Origin of the sequence: Candidatus Liberibacter sp., assembly GCF_014048425.1 — a bacterium.
GTDB lineage: Bacteria > Pseudomonadota > Alphaproteobacteria > Rhizobiales > Rhizobiaceae > Liberibacter.
In genome coordinates this window covers 3,244-22,898 of the sequence record NZ_JACETX010000004.1, presented here as the reverse complement: position 1 = coordinate 22,898, position 19,655 = coordinate 3,244, and the positions used below count along the sequence as shown (strand labels likewise).

Below are 19,655 nucleotides of genomic sequence, written 5' to 3'. Positions count from 1 at the left end.
CACCAAAGCTTTGGAACAGGATTCCTTATACTGTTTTGAGGGGATAGAATCATGTAAAACGAAAATTGTGCTCAAGCAACCCCTCTCAGCGATTTCTGATTTTATAAAATGGCAGTGGCTCTTCCTACGTATCTGGGAGGGATTTTTCATTTGTTTATGGTCTTATCTAAAGCCAACATAGATTTTTTGCCTTTTTTACGCATCTCATCTCAATTGAGATCATCAACCTTTTTAAATTCTCCCTTTGTTCTTAGCAAGTATATAACAATGTACGAGGTTTTCTACTTCTATTTGAGATAATTTTATAAAAACTGATTTTCCAAATACTTTTCTACCATCTCATTCAATACGACACTTTGTTGTCTCTTCCCAGCCGTTATCAAATTCAACAACATCTCTATTCACTTCCATTATCGATGGCACTGCTTTTGGATATCTCCGGTTCAATGGAATATGATCTATATTCAGCGAAGACAAAATACTAATGCTCTTATCTTTACGAATATCCAAAGATTGAACTACAGCATTAATCACTTCTATGCCATCAATGCTCCCCAAAAAATAAAGAAAAAAAACAAGCACTCCTATAAAATAAAACCATGTTCTGCATCATCAAGAAGCGATACAATAGAATCAAAAACGCTTCGCACAAGACACAAGGAAAGGAATAGATATTTGAGGAAAATCCCCAAAAGGAATAAATATTTGAGGAAAATTCCCAACAAGAATCCTAAAAAATCCAAAATGTGATTTAATTGAAGAGCCTGTTTTCCCAGAAAGAAGCATATTAACTACTGTCCTCATATTCAAAAACTTATTTTAAAACATATCCCTAATTTAGAAAGCAATCACCTCAAATAAATTCACTTCCTCCCAAGGTGATCACATCTCGTCCTTCTCAAAACAAGCCCCTAATATGCTTTTTCTAGAGGACTGCAACTCTACCAGATGAGCATAAGGACCAGATCTACTAATAAGTTCCTTATGTATTCCCTGCTCCAATAACCTTCCATTGTCTAAAAGCAATATCGTATCTGTTTCCTGAACGACAGAAAATCGATGAGCAATTAAAATCGTCGTACGCCCTTTCCGAAATTTACGCAAAGATTTCCATATTTTTACTTCATTTTCTGCATCCAGAGCTGAAGTGATCTCATCCAACAATAAGATTGGGGAATCTTTGAGAATGGCACGAGCAATAGCAATACGCTGACATTGTCCTGTGGATAAAACCAAAGAATTTTCTCCTATAATCGTATCATATCCTCTCTCCAAATTCATTATAAATTCGTGAGCCTGAGCAGCCATTGCCGCACGCTGAACATCTTCACGTTTCGATCCTGGAAATCCTATAGCAATATTATCATGCAAGGATTCATTCAAAAGAATTGGGTCTTGCGGAACCCAAGAAATATGTCGACGAATCTCTTCTAATGAAATGTGACGTAGGTCAACACCATCTAGCTCTATACAACCTGAATTGGGATCATAAAAACGCAACGCCAGGGAAAAAATAGTCGTTTTACCAACTCCAGAAAGACCTACAATAGCCACCGTTTCCCCAGGACGAACAGTAAATCTGATATTCTTCAAAATAGATTTCTCTGGCGTTCCAGGATAACAAAAAGAAACATCACGAAAAGCAATCTGTCCCCGCGACGGCAAAGGCAATGCTATTGGAACGGCTGGGGAAGTGATTTCTATTTCTAATTTTATAAAATTTTGCAACCGATCTACAGCATTTATCGCCTGTGATATTCCCTCCAAAAACAATACAAAAGATCTTATAGAACCCAATGCCATAAATGTATAAATCATAAATTGGGTTAATATATCCCCCGACATGTTTTGAGATGTAACATGCCGTATACCAAGCCATAAAACCAAAAGGATACCGCAAGATACAGAAAGGATAGAAACAAACGTTAGACGTGTGCGAATTAATATGGCTCGACGAACAAATTCATGTAAATTTCCAGCTTGCTGTTCATAACGCCGAATGGTATCATTTTCTGCATTAAAAGCCTGCAGCATGAACATAGATCCAATCCTATCAGATATGAAATTTAATAATCTACCTTCCTGAACTTGAACAATTTTTTTTTTGTTGCGTATAACTTTTAAAAACACTAAAATCAGAACGATCGTCAAGGATAATATACCTAAAATAATCATCGCAAGATTCGGACTAATCCAAATCATCATAAATATGGCACCGATAAATACCATAACATTGCGCAATACAATAGATAAACCCAATCCTATTGTTGTCTTAATGCTTTCCGTATCCCTTACTAATACTGCAAAGACTTCTCCATGATTTTTTGAGTCAAAAAAAGAGGAGGGGAGTCTAAGGAGCTTCGAAAAAGCATCTCTTCGCATATACGCAGCCATATTCTCCCCAAGCATTGCCGCGAAGCAATAGCGCGATGAACTCACACAAGCCAAAAGAAAAACCATAAAAACGATAGTAAAAAAATATGAATCGATTTGAAGATTTTTTAAAAAATAAGCTACCATTACTGGCAAACGCAAAGTGAGGACAGAGGACACAATGAGTGAAAGCAAAGATCCAATAAAAAACCATCGACAAAGCTTAATATACGATAATAGGAATCTCAAAAATGAGATTCCATCGCTCTCTTTTTTGTTTGCATTTTTCATATCAACAACAATCGAAACCACTACCGTTATATCTCATACTATGTTATCGTCTTATCCCTTATATTAGATAAAGGATCTTGCCAATATCTGATTTCCTTATACAATGGTTGACGGGTCTATTTTGACAGGATTTTTTATACTAGGAGAAAAACATGAAATCAGGAATCCACCCAGAGTATCATCCCATCACTGTCGTTATGACAGATGGTACAAAATATGAAACTTACTCCACTTGGAAAACTGAGGGAGCTGTTATGAATCTTGATATTGATCCCCTATCACACGCCGCTTGGATCGGAGGAAAACAGAAATCCAATGATCGTCACGGACAAGTATCAAAATTCAAAAAGCGTTTTCTTGGATTACAAGTAGAATAGATCTTATCCCAAGAATTTTAGTAATTTTAAGATATTTCCCTTGGGGTTATATATTCTTTGACGCTCTTTTCTTGCAGGAATATGATAGACATTCTCTCCAGGATTTCTGTCCAGAAAACCGCAATTAAAATTAAAAGAAAAAATTATTTTACCAAGTAAAATCAACTTCTTATGAAGATAACATCTCCGTTTATGAGGCATTGATAGCTCAAATATCAATTTGAGAAGCACCGATTCTGCGATGCTTTCTTTATGCTTATCCCTCATTTTTTAATAGCAATTCTGCTTCTACTTCTCTTCAGCTGATAAACTTATTTTAGTCGCCCCCCCAGCCAAAATCCATTCGCGCATTTCATAAGAGGCATTCTCATAGTCTCTGCATCTATGCGCTTTCAAAGCGTACTAGCGCCTAATCCATTCCGTATACCCAAGATTGAAAAAAATCTCCAATAGACAATATGTGCTAGAAAACAGCAAAACAGACAAGGCTTTGAATACTTCTGCTTAAGCACAAATACAAATATGCCATGCCCATCTATTTCCCCGTGAAATTCTTCTATCATGTTTTCAGGATGAGGCATCAGGCCCAATGTAGTTGATGTTCTATCATAAAATTAATTTTTAAAAAATATGGAGAAAAAATTAGAGAAGCTTTAGAAGAGAAGATTCTTGTGGAGAGTTTGCTATTGCAATCATCTTTTGATAGGGCTTGGATATTGCACCTGCAATGCGAGCGCTGAGATACAGGAAGCGAGCAGATATTAGAGGTAAAGGAAAAAGGAAAAAACGCAAGACGGAAATTTGAGATATGGATATGAATACAATATAATATAATATCATGTAGTAATAACATCTGATGCAATAATAAGATAAAATGCAACGCAATATGTATTGCTGGTTCCTCTGAAGATCTTTGCGAATGAACTTTACAAGAGAATTACCAAAATCATCGGTATAAAATAACTCATTTTTAACGTCTAGCGGTGAGAATTCAAAACTGCGATAAGCAGTGGTCTTGCTCAAAGAGGGTATATCTGATTGTATATGCAACAGAAAAATAATTTCCAAGATATAAGATTTATTGTTTTTAAGTATTTTTTATGAGAATCGTTTTAAATATTATCCCTTCATTCTTAAGTTTGATATGTTTTTCTTTAGCATCTTATGATGCTCATTCCATTGATCTTACAAAGGAGACTTCAATAGAAGAGCTTGAAATAACTCTAAAAGAAAAAAATGACAGATATAACGAAGCCAAACAGAAAACAACAAGATATAAAAATTTCCTAAATGATTCAAGCATTGAACAAAAAACATATCCAGAACAACAGCAACGCAAATCGCATGAGAATTTTTTTATAGAAAGCGAGATACTTTTCCATAAAGGCTAGCAGATACAGAATTAAAAAAAGAACAGGAAGAATTGGAAACCCTATCTAATACTTTAAAAGCAACAGAGCGCATAGATTCCGTTCAGATGTCTACACGTACGCGTGCTGCGGACAAAAATTCTGTCCAGATGTCTGCGCGTACGCATGCTACTATGCCCGAACAACCAAAATATTAAAAATAAAATCTCCAATACCTGATATGTGATTTATGTTAGAAAATAATATCCGCTCTATTCTAAAAATTTTCACGATAACGAACGTTATGTTTTTCCTCTTTAGGGATTGAAAGCAACGTCAGAAAAATAGGAGAGATTTTCAATACTTGGCTTTAGATCACTTTAATATACCTTGGATGAGCCATTCCTTCCGCCTGTTGTTCTGAGGATGTTTCTTCTGAGACATTTGGCTCATCCAAGACTTCTTAAAACCAAAATACACTCTCCGAGTTTGTCCAATCAATCAAATCCTAACTACTACAACTGACCATTTACTCACCTTTTCCTTAAAAACAAAAGAAATAAGAGCTTTAAAATCATCAATCTTCTTATCGTTAAAAACTTCGCGCAGATATCGCTAAAATGGTTTTATCCGGAAAACCAACAAATATAACTCATAGAGTCAATCAACAGATCTTCACCCATAGGATCTACCGTACCACTCCGCACGTCTTCCCTCCTATAAATCGATTTGTCTACATGCTCGCATAGGTTTTCTGTACATCTCTTATAAGAGATGAAAACGCATCTTTTAAAACCTCTATTGGTTTCAAATATCGCTTTGAGTTCACTTCATCCAAAAGTTATTTTAGTCTATTTTTAGCTAAAAGAAGATCTACAGAAAATTTATTTCGTCATTAATCTCTTCTTGCAAAAGAAAAAACGCATCTATTTCCGATAACGTTTCATGTAATCAGGTTTTTTTTGTAGATTTTTCTCTGATATTCCCAAAAAAAATAATAAAGGAGAATATTAAGGGGGAAAATAACGGAGGTTTGAACTTATACTATATCGTTTAAAGTAAAAAAGAGAATTATACCTTTTTTATATAACCTTACCTGATAAAAAACAGAGGACGCCTCCTAACACTGAACTTTTCGTGCCGTCCTCTTTCTACTTTATTTTTGAAATAAAATAAACGAATTTCAATTCTTAACTTAGTGCGACTTACTAAACAATGTCGCAGAGACATCAGGATGGATTTCAACAGCCATCAAACCTTTTTCTCCCCTATCTAATCGAACAAGAACTTCTTGCTTGGGATAAAGCCCCGCTATACCATACTTGCGAAGAGTTTCCATATGGATAAAAATATCATCCGAAGAATTTTCTCTCATCAGAAAGCCAAAACCTCTTATGCGATCAAACCACTTAACAACCACCTTCTCTACATCTTCTTCCTGCACAATTTCTATGTGATCTTTACTAGTCAAAAACGAAGAAGAATTTTCTGATACCTTGTTTTCCATAGAAAGTATCTTGAAAGCTTGGTAACCACGTTCACGCTTCTGAACCAAGGCAATAATCCGTGATCCTGTAAAAATAGTCTGATAACCATCTCGACGAAGACATGTTACATGCAATAAAACATCCCCTAAACTATCATCATCTGGAGCAAAAAAACCAAATCCTCTTGCTATATCAAACCACTTAACAACACCAGTGACTTCAATAAGTTCAGAGATATTAGTTAACGGATTTTCAGTATTTGAAACCTCTTTTGAGGCATTTATGTTCTCCATTGATAGATTCTCCTCATTCCATTGGAAAGCTTCGAAAAAACCTTTTGATGTTTTACTAATCATTTTACGACAATAAAAACATCCCACATACAGCACCACACTAATTTTTCGTCACACAACTACTCCTTCTACTACACAATCCACCAGATACTGGTATTTATTATTACATCTAGATAATATACTATTGTTACATGAACTTCGTAAAATCCGAACTAAATTTCATCCATAATATTGTCCCTCCTCTTGATTTATACGAAAAACTACTTCTATACATCGAAATGCAATTTTAGAATTCCAAAATAATATGTAATATTATTGAAAAAATATTTTCTTACTGCATCTAAATGAAACATATTATGTCCTAGAATATCATTGATTATGAGATGTTATATCTTCTTGACCAAGCCTATTATTTTTCAATACCAATTTTAAAAAAAACTCATGATATTTACACGTTAAACGTCTTATTAACGTATATAACAACTTATATTAAATCTATAAAGAAAAATAATTTAATTAGATCTGTAAAGGCTTTATCACCAATTTATCTTTATATTCCTATCAACAGTCTATATTTCTTCTACTATATTTTTCTTATAAGGACAGTGAAATTTTTCATAAACATATTATGTTACATACTCAAGAATATTTAAATATTAAATATAGCATTGTTTCTATAATATATCTGACCTCAATAAATCACAGCTTTAAAATCACTAATTATTTGTATTCTTTGAAAAATTTTTGGACAAAAACTAATTCTTATACCTATTGGAACTCAAATAAATATTGCAATGACAATGATAAAACCATCTAGAATCATTGCGATACATCCCAAGATGGGAAATCCATATCTTCCTCATACAGACGGATAAAATTATTACATTTATGTTGATGTTTTACATAAATTTCAGATGAGGAATCAATGTTCCTTTTTAACAATCATAATCTTACAACAATATTCACGTACAGAATATTGCAACTTTCTCATTAAGTTCACTATTCAACTCATAAAAAAGAGAGAAATATAATAAAAGAGATCTAAAAAATACTTTTATAAAATAAAATGGAATAACAGCCATAAGATATAATGAAATATGATATACTCTTCGAGGAAGAACACCGCATTCATTACCCAAAAAATCCCTTTTCTAGAATAATGGCTATGCGGATATCTTTTGCAACACTAACATTACCCATATTTTTCATTCTTAATAAGCTTTTACAATAGCTTGATAGCTGAGAAAATCTCTTTAAATTAGGAAACTTTCCAGCGTATGCAATATTCCATAAATTTGAACATAATCCGACCATCCTTTTCTTATTATATGTAAAACTTCCTTTAACCATTCCCTGAAATTCTTTTGTTATCAAAAGTATTCCCCCGAATCTTAGAGAGATAAAAATCCCATTTGAGGAGTAGAAATATTTAAATGCTGAGCAGAGGCATCTTCTGGTTCTTTTTCTCTGAGTGCGGAAAAACAAGAGGAGCAATCACGTCTTGTAATTCCATTTTTTTTTATATATAAGGATGTACCTGTGGAGATTATTGTTCCTTTCTAAAAGAAACTTGGTGTCCCTTGCGCCCTTCGTCTATCGGTTAGGACGTCAGATTTTCATTCTGGAAAGAGGGGTTCGATTCCCCTAGGGCGTACCATATTTTATATCTTTGTCTTCTTTGAAGCACATAGATATTATAGTCTCGTTTCATTCGGACATGCCTTGGCACAAAGGCAATCCTCTACTAGGAGGAAGACTATTCTTTTCTAGCTTATAAAGTTAAAATGATTTTCTTTGAAAGTCATGCTAACACTGTTTTTGCTATAAAAATCATCTCTCATCCATCTTACAAAGCGGAAAAATTAAGATTCTTTCCATATCATCAATTGCGTTTATCTCACAGATTTTTGATAAAATAGCAACGCAATCATGTACTCTTGCGAAAAACAGGACTACCCGTTGTTCACCATATGGAAAATGAACATAATGAAGATATTTTTTAGAATAGATAACCAAAAAGAGAGACGCCTAATTATTCTCTAGTCTAAATTTAATAGAGAATTTTTCAACTATTGATATAAATGGAAAATTAGGAAAGATAGACCAATAGCTGTTCCCTAGCCTAAAGTTGACATAAAATCTTCCTCGGCTCGCAATATAATGAGGTTTTTATTTTACCTTGACACTACATATGAATTTACATGACAGGAGAAGCATCTAATACATGCAATTGAATGCGTTTTTGTCCTCTCCAATAGTTGATAGATAAATTGCCAACTACATGCACACACTTTCCTCGCGATTCCATTAAAAATTTACCGAGCGGAGTATCCTTTACTCGAAACGCTATCCCTTGAAGAGTTACAGAATCCTGTGATTCGAATGTCATTTGAAAATGGTTTAGACCAACAACACGCACGCTACGCAATTTATGACATGGAAACGCAAATACAGGATGAGGATGTCCTGAGCCATAAGGACCTGCTGACTCAAGAATATCAATCAATTCCACATTCACAGCAGAAGCATTTAGAGCACCATCTATCTTTAAAGTCGGCATAGACACTAAATCTGGAACTATCTTTTGTGCAAATTCTTCAAAAAAAATCCTCAATTGATCAAAATACATGCGCTCTACAGTGAGACCTGCAGCCATAGCATGCCCTCCGCCTTTTAATAAAATCCCCTTTTCAAAAGCCAAGGAAACCATTCTCCCAATGTCAAATCCTTCAATAGAGCGCCCCGAACCAATTCCCTTGCCGTCATTGTCAAACGAAATAGCGAAAGACGGTCGATCAAATTTTTCCCTCAAACGAGAAGCAAGTAGTCCCACAATACCAGGATGCCAGTTATCTCCTGCTACAACAATAACAGAAGCTTTCTGAGCATCCCCATATTGAGCCAAAACCTCGGCTTCCGCCTGCTCTAACATTGCCGATTCCATCAACTGACGATTTTTATTAAGCAAATCTAATTTCAACGCAATGGTTTTAATCTCATGAGGATCGTCTGATATCAATAAACGACTTCCAAGATCGGAATCTCCTATACGTCCTCCCGCATTAATCCGTGGGCCTATCATAAATCCCAAATGATCAGCCGTTATTGGTGCAGAAACACTCATAAGTTCGATCAATGCCTGAAGACCTGGATTACATTGACGACGAGCTACTAATAAGCCTTTCGTAACATATGCCCTATTCAATCCTATCAATGGCACCGCGTCACATATTGTGGCAAGGGCTACAATGTCCAGGAAAGATAATAAATCAAAATATTTCATCGAAATTTTATTATCTTGACGCAAGATACGGCAAGCAGATACAAGGACGAGAAAAACAACCCCAGCAGCACATAAATGTCCTTGTGCAGATATATCGTCTAGACGATTTGGATTTACCAATGCATAGGCAAATATTTCTTCCGCCTTCATTTGGTGGTGGTCAATAACTACTGTATCAACCCCCTGAGAAACAGCAAATTTCAGAGCTTCCTGGCTTGTAGAACCACAATCTACGGTAACAATAAACTGAGCTCCTTCATCGATAAGCTTTTTCATTAAAGTTGGGGTAGGTCCATATCCATCTGAGATACGATCTGGTATATACATACGAGTATCAATGCCAAAATATGCGAAAAATCTCATCATCAACGCGACAGAAACAGCACCGTCTACGTCATAATCACCAAAAACAGCGATTTTTTCAGAATTATAAATTGCCTTAACAATACGATGTGCAGCTTTATCACAGTCTGTAAGCGTTGCAGGATTTGGCATCAATAAACGAATAGTCGGCTTTAAAAAAAATTTGGCATAGTCCATAGCAACATTACGACCGACTAAAACACGGGCAACGATATCGGGAATGGCATGGACTTGAGAAATTGCGAGAGCACGATTAAGACCATTCTGATTCAGAAAAGACACCCAACGCAATCCGGAAACAGAACGTTCCACATTTAAAAAAACCTGAGAAGCCTTAGAATCGTTCAAGACAGGGAAACCTTCCTTAATTAAAAAAAAACATCATTTTAAAACACGAAAAAGTGATCGCTCTTTGTGTTTTGATAGACTTGTAACCTTTGAGGATAATTTGGACACATATGATCACAGGGACGCAAGGGTTCAAAGCCACACGCTTTACGGTTACGAACTCTTGCGAAGCGTCGTAAGATAGAGTCAGCAAAAGTCCATTCAGAAGTGCATTGATATTTTCCTCAACGTGTTTTTTGGTTGATATATGAGAGTTTTTCTACTGGTGAATTATTAGAAGGTTTGTTTTCAAAAATCCTTGTTCTTTGTTTATCTACTTTTGATGTCAACGACATAATATCGTTATAACAAGAGAAGTGTTTTCCTATCAAAAATCCATACTCAATTCCTACAATATATTTACCAAATGAATCCAAGTATTCTGTATCCGATATAAAGACATAAAACAAAAAACATTTTATCCATCGGATGACGAATCTGCATAGTTTTAACATCATAGAAAAGCAAAAGAAAATGGCGTTATTTCAAAAGTCATAAAACGCAAAGATCCGAAATTGACCATTATTGCGGTTATTTGAAAAATAATCTGCATGAAAATAATGTTCAAAAAAGAAATCGTACATAATATCCTCGCGGGGATTGAGACTTAAAATACACTTGAAAAGTTCTTATAAACTACCAACATGGGATAGTATGAAAATCGGTTCAAGGATACTCGTAAAATTCAAAATTTCAACCTCTATAGATATAAACGCCTGAAAGAAATACATCTTTTTGCTGACACGTTCTCAATATATGTTCATTATGATAACTATACTTTTCGGGTGTATTTTTCCCCTCTATCACGGAAAAATCCTAGATAATATCACTTAATTTCACTCAACTTTTGAATCATTTTTCCATTTCTAAAAACGAAAAATTTAACAAAAATCATAATCGAATCACTTATAAATAAAATCATCATCCTAAAGAATTTTTGTGACTATAAACCTCCAAGCAATCCATTTTACCAAAAACAATTATCTCAATGCACATAAATTCATTACTGCACGATACCTATAAAAAACTGCAATATCGAAATAAAGATTGCAATAGTTATGACCTAAAATACCTTTCTCAAATGAATGTTTCTATATGCCAAAAAAGATCTTACCTTTTCTATAGACAGGAATGGTGTTTATATCATTTTCTTTAGTTACACCCTCCTCCACCCTCCTTCCTCTCCAGAAAAAAAACATCTACACGCATGGCTTCTATAGACAACAACTCCGTACCATATTATAAAGATGAGGATAAAAATTAGAAATTGAAGTAAAATCAATAATTTAAATAACGAAATATATTCTCAAAAAAGATATGACCTAGCTTGATGATTTCTTCCTTTAGAAAATAATCTCGTATTTTTATGACATGCGCTCATACATAGCATGCTCGTCACTCAAATAGCACATAGTTATACACATTATTTTGTTGAACTTGATGGTATATAATTTTATCCAAATCAAAATAAGGTTTTATAGCGTAAGATATCGTTTTTTAAGTATAAAATATATCATCCCAGGGTTGCCATAGTAAGAATCGCAAGTCGAATTCCTGATGCTTTCTCTTACCATTCAAAATTCACTTATTTTTTCATAAATTTTCAATACAAATCACTTGAGGATGTTCAATTAAACTATTGTTATTACTAATGAATTCAATTGCACTATAAACAGATGTCTCCGAAATTGCATTCGTTATCATGACCACAGAGCACTCCTGAAAAGAAGTGTCACTATGTGGACATGTCAATATCCGCAAAGAAATACAAAACTTATCCATTTGAGAGGCAATTGTATCTAAAACACCTTCAAAATTTCGTATTTTCATACGAATAAAATATTCTTTTTTCTGCTCATTCACACGATTGGATTGACAAGAAGTTAAGGAAGAAGCTGGACGTCCTAAAGCAAAAGACAGAGATTTTTTCTGATGGATTTTGGCAATATCAATGATATCTCCTAATACAGCAGAAGCTGTCGCATCTCCACCAGCACCAGGACCAACCATAAGTAATTTCCCTAAAATATCTGTTTCGATGACTACCGCATTCGTTATTCCATCTACAAAAGCCATGGAAGAATCACATTTCAACATGGCGGGGTATACACGTCTTTCAATACCCCCATCATCAGTACGTTGAGCCATAGCTAAAAGTTTTATGCGATAACCAAAATCCGAAGCCGATCTGATATCCTCAAGAGTAATACTAGAAATACCTTTAAAGCTCATTCCATCAATAGACGTATTTACGCCAAATGCTATCGATGAAAGAATCGCAAGTTTATGAGCAGAATCTGCCCCACAGATATCAAATTCTGGGTTATCTTCGGCATAGCCACAACTTTGGGCTTCACGCAGGCAATCTTCGAAAGAAACATCCATCTTGTCCATATATGAGAGGATATAGTTACAAGTTCCATTTAAAATCCCGTAAATACGCACGATCTCATTATATGGCAAGGAATCCTTCAAGACTTTAATGATCGGAATGCCACCAGCAACAGCAGCTTCAAAACTGAAAATAGCGGCGTTTTTTTCTGCCAAAATCGCCAATTCAACACCATGATTGGCTAGCAAAGCTTTGTTTGCAGTAACCACATGACATCCTCGCATCAAAGCGACGCGTATAGCCGAATACGCAGGATCACCTTCCCCACCTATAAGCTCAACAAAAACATCAATTTCTGCCTTATCAGCCATTGTAGCGGGATTATCAAACCACTCAGCATCAGAAAAATCTACGCCTCTATCAAGGCTTCTATCCCGAGCACACACAGCAGAAACAACAATTTTCCGCCCACAGGAAATCTGCAATTGATTGACTCGTTGCTGAATCATTCTTACTAAAGAAGAACCAACTGTGCCAAGTCCTACAATACCAACTTTTAAAATACCTTCCATCCCCCCCCATCCAACTTATCTCGAATATTTTCAAAATATAGGGCAGCAAATTCAAGAAATCACCCTTTGAGTCCATGTAAAAAAATGTAACATTAATCTATTCTTTCGTCGAGATTAGAAAAAAATCTCTTTAAACTATGAGAAGCCTGAAGAATACGATTCTCATTTTCTACCAATGAAATCCGCACATAGGAATCTCCACGTTCTCCGAAACCAATACCAGGAGCAACTACTATATTTGCTTCTTTCAGCAATATTTTAGAAAATTCCAAAGATCTTAGATGCCGAAATGGCTTAGGAATCTTCGCCCAAGCAAACATCGTAGCATCTGGCAATGGTACATCAAAACCAGCTTCTGTAAATGTTTTTACCAAAACATCACGACGTGATTTATAAATCTTGCGTATCTTTTCCACATCTTCAGTACAATGGTTAAGAGCATGAGCTGCGGCTAATTGGATAGGTGTAAACGCACCATAATCAAGATATGATTTCACGCGAGATAATGCAGACAACAAACGTGCGTTTCCGACCGCAAAACCTATACGCCAACCAGCCATAGAAAACGTCTTCGACATCGTCGTAAATTCCACGGCACAATCCACGGCACCTGGAACCTCTAATATGGAAGGAGGAGGACAATTATTAAAATAAATTTCAGAATATGCCAGATCTGACAAGAGAATTATTTGATGTTTTTTAGCAAAAACAACAACTTCTTTATAAAAATCTATCGTAGCGATATATGTTGTTGGATTGGAAGGATAATTTAAAATAAGCACCGATGGCTTTGGAAAAGAATGTCGCATTGCATGTTCAAGAGATACGAAAAAATCATTATTTGGCTCAATAGGAATCGAACGAATTACACCACCAGCCATCAAAAAACCAAAAGTATGCAAAGGATACGTTGGATTAGGACATAAAATCACGTCTCCAGGAGCAGTGATAGCCTGAGCCATATTAGCGAAACCTTCTTTGGAACCTAAAGTCACAATGACTTGACTTTCCGGATCAAGATGAACACCAAAACGACGCGCATAATAAGACGATTGTGCTTCTCTCAGATTCCGAATCCCCTTTGAAACAGAATACCTATGTGTGCATGGATCTTGCACAACTTCTCGCAGCTTTTCAACAATAGATGGAGAAGTAGGAATGTCAGGATTACCCATCCCAAAATCTATAATATCTGATCCAGCTGCACGCGCAGCAACTTTCAACCGATTGATTTCTTCAAAAACATAAGGCGGCAAACGCCTAATCTGGTGAAAGTCTTCCATTACACCCTCCCCCCTTTTCACTCAATTCTTAGCCTAGAAAACGGACACCTATAAATCCAGAAAATATATATCAATATCTCATATCCTATACAGCCTTATAACATTGTAGACTATAATACATATCAGATGACAAGATATAAAGAACCCTAATCTATTATTATAGAAAAAAGGGCACATTACTATATCAACAATCCTATTGTCCTATGGAAGAATATTACCATTTCCAATAAGGAAAATATTAAGAAAAGTCTTTGCTTTTGAAAAAATTTTATAATCGTCGTGGCAAAAAAAGAAATTGAGCTTTTGATGCCAACATTGCAATCCGTAGACTTGTGGTATGAAAGTAGTCGTTATGATTCTTATAAAAAGGAAATGCTCCGAATTTCTGATAGATACGATAGACCGTCTCTTTAAAACTCAATTCATGAAGAATAAATATCAATCAAAAATTCGCAAATACGATACGAACATTTCGGTATAAGAATGCTCAGAATCCTTGTATTTTAAATCAAACAAATAGACATATTTATATGAAATTTACGGGAATGCATCGCGCCAAAACGCAATCTGACCTCATCTCGAGGATTCATAAGTAAAACATACTATCTCGCAAAAACAATGCGATCCATTGATATTGGGGAAGATTCCATGCTTTCTTTAATGGCTACGATTGATAGTCATATATAGGAATCCAAGCGTGATTTATATCGTCCTTTTGCGATGCCTCAAGAAGGTGTTTTTCGATTGAGAATCGAGGTGCCGTTGCTACTGATCGGATTAGTCAGGGCATTCCATTCCTAAACAAACCTTTTTTGCATATAAAAATATGTTTTCAAAGAAAGGAGAGTGAAAGCTCAATTCCTATCCCCAACCTTACGAATAAAAACAAAAAAAGAGCTTATATCTAGCATTGGACGCTTGGAACGGAACATATAGCTACGAGGATGAGTATCATAATTTGGAGATCAACACCTGTTCTCTTCTTGGCATTGCAGCTAAAAAATCCCTGGATTGGCAAGGACCCAAAGCTAGCGATAACATGATCGTGCGAGGATTATCTGCAACTATTGGAGCGTTTTTTTAATTCAAGCCCAAAATATATAGTACGCAGAGACAATCAGAATAGACAATACTGCAATTTTTGATCTAAAAGACACCATGCATCCTTAGAGATATTGGTCATAAAATTAAAATCACGAACACCCCCTAATATAGATTCACTTCCAAATCTGAAATGCTCACATTCTCACTTGCAACTTTGCAATACCAATCTTCTCCAGAGAATCTTGCAATTCTCCTCGTGTCAATCCAACCAAAGATTCTTTTTTCGAAGACATCATCCCACTATCCGAAACGCGAAAATCACAACATAAGATAAAAAATCACAAAATTATGTCTTTATTGGATTATTAACGTATCCGCGAAGAAAAATTATAGAATATACGATCATCAGAAAAACATCGCTATCCTCATTAATCTTGAAATATCGGATTGCAACGCAATTTTTTTAATATTCAATATGATAATCATATCCCTGATTTCTTTATGAGAATTTTCTCAGTACCACAATCATCAATAATAATACTATCTTCTCCTTTTTGCTCAAAAGTATGTACTGCATAGTTTCCACAAGATGTGGGATAAGAATCAAACTATCCCGATGGCGTTTTTTAAAATTTTGGTAAAAAAACCACTCAAAAATATATTCTTAGAACTCAATAAACAAAAACTTTTCGGAAAAACTATATTCACAAGCAATATTGCGCCCAAAAAAAGCCAAAATTCATCCTTATCATCCTACTTTTATTCTTCGGCTAGAGAAGGTTCTTGATTCAATTTATGCCATTACCACAATCCACACGTATACGTATGGCATCCTTATCTAGAGTTTTAGCATTAAGGATATTGAATATTCCTCACGAAATATACTGTACAGAGGAGAAACAATCTGCTTCTAAAACGTGCTTGTATACTATTCTCGCCTAAATTAAGATAAACTTCTTTCATTCTCTGCATAGATCTAATAAAATAGTCGGAAGTGGTAGAAATGCTCTTTTGCATTGTCTTTTCACAATTTCATAAATCGGTATCCGATTTGTGATATTCTATGAGCATAAGAACCAAAAATGACCCAAACACTCCACAAACCAAGTGCGATATATCTTAATTTTGGATATTATATATCTGATTTTCAAACAATCTTTTGATAATAGGTTAATATCATATGCCCTCCTCTCTTTTCGGGGAAAAAACCCCCATCAACATATATACCTCGGAAGAATTTCAAAGCATACGAGAGGCTTGTCGGATAACGTCTCGTTGTCTTGATTCTTTGGTATCTATTATCACACCTGGAATCACAACTGTTGAAATTGATGATTTTGTACTTAAATTTGGCATTGATAACGGTGCAATTCCTGCAACGCTGAATTATAAGGGCTATCGAAAATCAAGCTGTATTTCTGTAAACCACGTAGTTTGCCATGGAATACCTTCAAAAAAGATTTTACGTGATGGGGATATTGTTAATGTTGATGTTACTTATATTCTAAATGGCTGGCACGGTGATTCCAGTCGCATGTATCCAGTAGGAAAAATCAAACGCTCAGCAGAAAGACTTCTTGAAATCACATATGAAGCACTTTGTAGAGGAATTTCTGCCGTAAAGCCTGGTCATAGCATTGACGAAATTGGCAAAGCAGTACAAAAATACGCTAGAATGGAACGTTGCTCTATTGTTGAGGTTTTTTGTGGACATGGCATAGGCCGTTCTTTCCATGAAAAACCAGAAATTATTCACTACTATGATCCACGTTATCCCTCCAAAGAAAAATTTCAAGAGGGCATGGTTTTCACCATAGAACCGATGTTGAATCTAGGCACACCTCACGTAAAGGTTCTATCAGATGGCTGGACCGCCGTTACACGAGATCATTCTTTATCCGCACAATACGAACATACAGTCGGAGTCACTAAAACAGGATGCGAGATTTTTACATCTTCTATCAGTGGATTAGAAAGACCTGGACTTTCCCCTATTTAATGAAAATTTAATATGATAAAAAAGTTTCATCTATGAGTAGCTCCCCTATATCTTCTTCAGGTACAAACGACATAGATTATGCTGGTCATCGTAATCGTTTACGAGATCGCTTTCTCAAAGGAGGCGATATTGCACTTAGCTGACTACGAAATACTTGAATTAATTCTTTTTAGGATTATTCCACGCCGAGATACAAAATCTGTTGCTAAAGCACTTTTAAAGCGTTTCGAAACATTAGGCGGTGTATTCGGCGCTCCTCTACATCTTTTAGAAGAAATTCCAGGAGTTGGAAAAACAAGTGGCGCTTGAATTAAATCTGATATCCATAGCATCCCAACGCATATTGAAAGGCAAATTAACAAATAGCAAGGTTCTTGAATCTTGGTCAACTTTACTTGACTACTGTAAAACCACAATGGCTCATGCAGAACGCGAACAATTCCGTATATTATTTCTTAACAAGCATAATGTTCTCATCGCAGACGAAGTCCAAAGCCAAGGAACTGTCGATCATACTCCCGTTTACCTTCGTGAAATTGTCCGCCGTTGTCTGGATCTTTCTGCAAGTTCCGTAATCCTTGTGCATAATCCATCCTAGCGGTAATCCAAATCCTTCAAATATTGATATACAGATGACTCAAAGTATTATATCTATTCTCGCCCCCCTCAATATTGCTGTTCATGATCATATCATTGTTGGAAAAAATAACCTTGTCAGCTTCAAGGGTTTACGACTAATCTAGTTTTAGATCAAACTAAATCTTAGATGGAGTTATATACTATGAGAAATCTTACCTTTAAAAAAGGGGTTTTAAAGAGACTTTTCATTATCTTGACCCTCTTGCCTATCCTCTCGTACGGGCTATTTTTTTTAGTAGGTTCCTCTCATAGAAAAAATTTCCACGAAGTACTACCTGGCATAGTCTATCGCTCTGCACAACCAGATGATGAATTTATAGAATATCTTTGGAAAAACCATGCAATAAAATCTATAATCAATCTTCGCGAAGATACTGCTGAATGGTATACCAAAGAAGAAGCAATATCACGAAAATTAGGGATAAAGTTGCTCAATTTTCCTATGTCACCATCTAAAGAACTAAATGAAGAAAGAATTAGGAATCTCGTCTCATTAATGAGTTCTGCTCCAAAACCTCTTCTTATACACTGCAAAGGCGGTGCAGATCGTACAGGTCTGGCATCTGCTCTCTATCTCTACTTTATCGCCCCCCATAATCACAGATCCAAAGCAGATCGTCAATTATCTATATTCTATGGACATAATCCATTCCTATATCGTGCCGTAGACAATTCTTTTAAAAATAGTAAAAAATTACATTTCGATGACATTCCTGCATACGAATCTCCAGATCATTCCGAGAGGAATCCGGAGGAAAAACCAGAATCCAAACAAGAAGAAAAAATCATCCCTTCTTGCTCTTGTCGGATTCGTGACTAATAATCTTTTTCGCACAAAACCGTTATGCACTAGAAATATTCAAGAATTACTTCTCACGGAATCTATGCAAGTTCATCTGAATGAGAGAGCAACTGGTCAGCCATAACTTTTTTGTCTGTAATGCTCACTTTTGTTAGGAGATAATCTATAGTTTTCTCTTCAAATAACGGAGCACGTAATACAGAGGTAGCTGCATCAGGGGATTTTCGAAAATACTCAATAATCTCTTTCTCATTTCCAGGAAATTGACGCAAATGCTGATAAAGAGCTGATTTCATCTCATCTTCTGTCACCTGTATGCCTTCATTCTCGCCAATTGTGCCGATAACAATTCCTAATCGAACACGACGCTCTGCCAATTTCCTATAATCCTGATCTTCTTCAGCGACAGAAAGCTGATCTTTCTCACCTTTTCCAGAAGAATTCAGATCTGATTTAAGCTGCTGTATAATATTATCGTATTCATTTTTTACGAGAGATGGAGGAACGTCAAATTTATATTTCTGATCAAGATAATCCAAAACCTGACGCTTAATCTTTTGTCGTATAACTATTTCGACTCTTTGATTGATTTGTTTGGACAGCAAATCTCTCATAACACTTTCTGATTCAAAACCCAATCTAACAGCTAAAGCATCATCAATGATCACAGGCAAAGGAGAAGCAATTTCCTTGATCGCGAATTCAAAAACGACTGTCTTACCAGCAAGATCTTTAATGGAATGATCTTCCGGAAAAAGCACTTCTACTGTTTTATTGTCAC

The 19,655-nt window shown here is 35.5% G+C and carries 13 protein-coding genes, 1 tRNA gene and 1 pseudogene; 7 read left to right on the top strand and 8 right to left on the bottom strand.

Annotated elements, in window-relative coordinates; all coding sequences use genetic code 11:
* Positions 1-339 precede the first annotated feature (339 nt).
* Positions 340-534, bottom strand: a complete 195-nt coding sequence (locus H0G72_RS01055) for a hypothetical protein (RefSeq protein ID WP_182016747.1) — start codon at positions 532-534, stop codon at positions 340-342.
* Between the two features lie 348 nt (positions 535-882).
* Positions 883-2,685, bottom strand: coding sequence for an ABC transporter ATP-binding protein (locus tag H0G72_RS01050; protein ID WP_310649468.1), 1,803 nt, complete (start codon positions 2,683-2,685; stop codon positions 883-885).
* A gap of 131 nt (positions 2,686-2,816) precedes the next feature.
* Here H0G72_RS01050 and rpmE point away from each other — a divergent pair, with 131 nt between their 5' ends.
* From rpmE to H0G72_RS01035, 3 genes are all read left to right on the top strand, one after another.
* Positions 2,817-3,041, top strand: a complete 225-nt coding sequence (rpmE, locus tag H0G72_RS01045) for a 50S ribosomal protein L31 (protein ID WP_182016745.1) — start codon at positions 2,817-2,819, stop codon at positions 3,039-3,041.
* A 1,100-nt stretch (positions 3,042-4,141) separates the two neighbouring features.
* Complete coding sequence (locus H0G72_RS01040; protein ID WP_182016743.1) at positions 4,142-4,432, top strand: hypothetical protein; 291 nt, start codon at positions 4,142-4,144, stop codon at positions 4,430-4,432.
* Positions 4,433-4,464: 32 nt separating this feature from the next.
* On the top strand, positions 4,465-4,608 hold the full coding sequence (locus H0G72_RS01035; protein WP_182016741.1) for a hypothetical protein: 144 nt from the start codon (positions 4,465-4,467) through the stop codon (positions 4,606-4,608).
* Between the two features lie 977 nt (positions 4,609-5,585).
* Here the strand turns inward: H0G72_RS01035 and H0G72_RS01030 are convergent.
* Together H0G72_RS01030 and H0G72_RS01025 are read right to left on the bottom strand one after the other, a co-directional pair.
* Positions 5,586-6,170 (bottom strand): cold-shock protein, encoded by a 585-nt coding sequence (locus tag H0G72_RS01030; protein WP_182016739.1) that lies wholly within the window; start codon positions 6,168-6,170, stop codon positions 5,586-5,588.
* Positions 6,171-7,301: 1,131 nt separating this feature from the next.
* The gene (locus tag H0G72_RS01025) at positions 7,302-7,544 is read right to left on the bottom strand and encodes a hypothetical protein (RefSeq protein ID WP_182016737.1); all 243 of its coding nucleotides are present in this window, start codon (positions 7,542-7,544) and stop codon (positions 7,302-7,304) included.
* A 208-nt stretch (positions 7,545-7,752) separates the two neighbouring features.
* Between H0G72_RS01025 and H0G72_RS01020 the strand changes: the two genes are divergently transcribed.
* Positions 7,753-7,827: transfer RNA gene (locus tag H0G72_RS01020), tRNA-Glu, on the top strand.
* A 540-nt stretch (positions 7,828-8,367) separates the two neighbouring features.
* Here H0G72_RS01020 and recJ read toward each other — a convergent pair.
* The 3 genes from recJ to H0G72_RS01005 form a co-directional block, all read right to left on the bottom strand.
* A complete protein-coding gene (gene recJ / locus H0G72_RS01015) occupies positions 8,368-10,164 on the bottom strand; it encodes a single-stranded-DNA-specific exonuclease RecJ (RefSeq protein ID WP_182016735.1) in 1,797 nt (598 codons plus the stop codon).
* A 1,632-nt stretch (positions 10,165-11,796) separates the two neighbouring features.
* Positions 11,797-13,107, bottom strand: a complete 1,311-nt coding sequence (locus H0G72_RS01010) for a homoserine dehydrogenase (RefSeq protein WP_182016733.1) — start codon at positions 13,105-13,107, stop codon at positions 11,797-11,799.
* Between the two features lie 92 nt (positions 13,108-13,199).
* Complete coding sequence (locus H0G72_RS01005) at positions 13,200-14,390, bottom strand: LL-diaminopimelate aminotransferase (RefSeq protein WP_182016731.1); 1,191 nt, start codon at positions 14,388-14,390, stop codon at positions 13,200-13,202.
* 2,224 nt (positions 14,391-16,614) lie between these two features.
* Here H0G72_RS01005 and map point away from each other — a divergent pair.
* The 3 genes and pseudogenes from map to H0G72_RS00990 all read left to right on the top strand — a co-directional run bounded on the left by map (position 16,615) and on the right by H0G72_RS00990 (position 18,892).
* Complete coding sequence (gene map / locus H0G72_RS01000) at positions 16,615-17,433, top strand: type I methionyl aminopeptidase (RefSeq protein ID WP_182016729.1); 819 nt, start codon at positions 16,615-16,617, stop codon at positions 17,431-17,433.
* Positions 17,434-17,465: 32 nt separating this feature from the next.
* Positions 17,466-18,176, top strand: a pseudogene (gene radC / locus H0G72_RS00995) (RadC family protein).
* A gap of 38 nt (positions 18,177-18,214) precedes the next feature.
* Positions 18,215-18,892, top strand: a complete 678-nt coding sequence (locus tag H0G72_RS00990) for a dual specificity protein phosphatase family protein (protein WP_182016727.1) — start codon at positions 18,215-18,217, stop codon at positions 18,890-18,892.
* A gap of 62 nt (positions 18,893-18,954) precedes the next feature.
* Here the strand turns inward: H0G72_RS00990 and H0G72_RS00985 are convergent.
* Positions 18,955-19,655: trigger factor (locus H0G72_RS00985; RefSeq protein ID WP_409049303.1), on the bottom strand; the 701-nt coding region annotated here is incomplete at its 5' end.